At 69.5% G+C, this 2,302-nt stretch carries 1 protein-coding gene; it reads left to right on the top strand.

What is annotated here, in order from left to right; translation table 11 throughout:
• Positions 1-117: 117 nt before the first annotated feature.
• Positions 118-2,302: glycosyltransferase (locus tag ACWCPF_RS45360; protein WP_451051018.1), on the top strand; the 2,185-nt coding region annotated here is incomplete at its 3' end.

The raw sequence follows: 2,302 nt of genomic DNA, 5'->3' as shown, positions 1-2,302 counted from the left end.
GACGACGCCGCCAAAACCACGGAATCCGCACCACCGAAATCTGACCGCATCACGCCATCCAGCCTGGAGCGGGAACCATCGACCCCGGCCGCCGACACCGTGGACAGGCCACATTCCGTGGACCTCGGCCGGCAGGCCGGCGAGCACCAAGCCGATGTTCGGCGTTCGGAGGCGCTGCGTTCGTTCCAGGCGGCGTGGGCCAAGTCGCCTGTTGAGGTGCCGTCCGAGGGTGAGCTCGGCAACCCGGTGCATGTCGCGTTGGTGAGGGCGTACGCGCTGGTGGGGCGGTTCCAGCGGCTCCCGTTCGGGGGGATGGCCGCACGACTGGAGGAGCATGCCGGGAACTTCCACATGCTTTCCCCGGCGGACCAGGATGTGGTGGTCGTCGCCGACTTCCTGCGGCGGCAGCCCACGGCGCACCCCGATGAGGCCGTACGGCTCGCCCGTGAGCTCTCCCGGGGCAAGCCGACGCCCGATGCCAAGGCGTTGGCGGGCAGCCCGGCCTTCACGGGGTTCCAGGACTTTCCGGATCTGGTTTCTCCGGCCCGGTCAGGGTCTCAAACGGTGCCCGCCGCCGCGGCGCGCAGGGGCGCGTCGACGGACTTCGCCGCGCTTGCCGACGAGTTGCTGGGGGCGATGACCCCCGGCCGGTGGGATGCTTTCGGGGGGGATCCGTTCGGGGTGCGGCAGCTCGTACCCGCGCCCGGCTTTTTGCGGGGCGGCGGAAGGCCCTACGACTATGCGGCCCTCCGGGCCGATCAGGTCACCGCGTTCTTCCACGCGCTCGACCTGGGCCGCCAGGGGCGGCCCACCGCGGCCGAGCTCTCCCCCCAGGCGCTGGCCCGGCAGCGGGCCACGGCAACCTCCCAGAAGGTACGGGACCGGGCAGGGAACACGGTTCGTCACGAGATACCGCACCTGGCGCACAGCATCTGGTTCGGCGGACCGCTCTACGACGACGGACAGCACGGTGCGCGCACCGACTTCCGCCACAACATCTCGGCCGCCGTGCAGGCGAACCCCGGGGTGACCTTCGTGGTGTGGACGGACATGACCCGCGCGCAGGTCGATGAGGTACGGCGGCTTCGCCCGGGCCGGACCACGACGGTGCGGCAGCAGCAGGTCGCCTCGATGCTGGAGTGGGCCTCGGGGCGGCCGAACATGGTGCTCATCAACGTCGACGAGGTATTCAACGCGGACACCCCCGCACTGATGCAGGCCGAGATCCAGACCGAGCGAGCCCGCGGTGGCAAGTCCTACGGCATGGCCAGCGACATGTTCCGCATCGAGGTCCTGCACGCCTTCGGCGGGGTGTACTCCGACGGGGACAACAGGCTCACCGGACTGATCGACCACGTTCAGACCATCGCGCGCCGACCGGACGGGTTCGCCGTGGCACGCGCGGACATGCCGCGCAACGCTCAGGATCCGGTGGACCGGGACTCCCGATCCCTCGCCAACGCGGGCCTGACCTCCCCCGCTCGCGGACAGGCCATCAGCGTCTACCGCGATCTGCTGCAGACCAACTACGGCATGACCTATGCGGCGCTGCTGCGTCGGCCGTACCGCGGCCTGGCCGACGTCGATGACCACAGGATCAATCAGGACGACACACGCTTCGGCGAGAAGTTGCACCAGCCGAGCATCGAGGTGATCCAGAGGACCGGCCCCAACAAGATCACTTTCGATGCGATAGCCGCCGCCCTCGGCCTGACGCAGCAGGGGAACGCGGCAGCCGGCGACCGTTTCCTGCTCGGTGCCGTCCCCCCCGAGGTCAATGCGCTGGGGAGCAAGAACAGCTGGAACTCCGGCTTCTCCGAGACCCCGACCCACGTGGAGCGGGACCGGCTGTTCGCGGTGATCCGCGCGCTCGTGATCGAGCTGCATGCGGAGCTGCGCAACCGTCCGGGCGTCCTCTACCTGCCCGCCATCGCGCGCTCGGTGGAGACGCTGCCGACTGCGGACAGGATTCACACCTGGAACACGGCCCTCGCCCTCTTCCACGCTTCGCTGGGACAACGAACGGGCGACGTCGTGTGGATGACCGGTAAGGGCGTCACCGTGCCGACGGAGGTGCACCCCACGCTTGTCCGCCTCTTCCCGGACGCCGGACACATAGGCGTCACGCTCGCCGACACGTCGTCCGCGCCTGCTGAGGCACACCGCCGGCAGGATTCAGAGGCAGCGTCGGCTCTCCGCAGGGCTGCTTGGGTGGAGGGGCGGCCGGTCGATTTCCTGAACCCGGCGCGCTTCCGTGAGCAGACCGCGGATCCTTCGGTTCTCCATCCGCGTTCGCGTTCAG

The organism is Streptomyces sp. NPDC001858, assembly GCF_053594615.1.
This window is presented reverse-complemented; position numbering and strand designations above follow the sequence as displayed.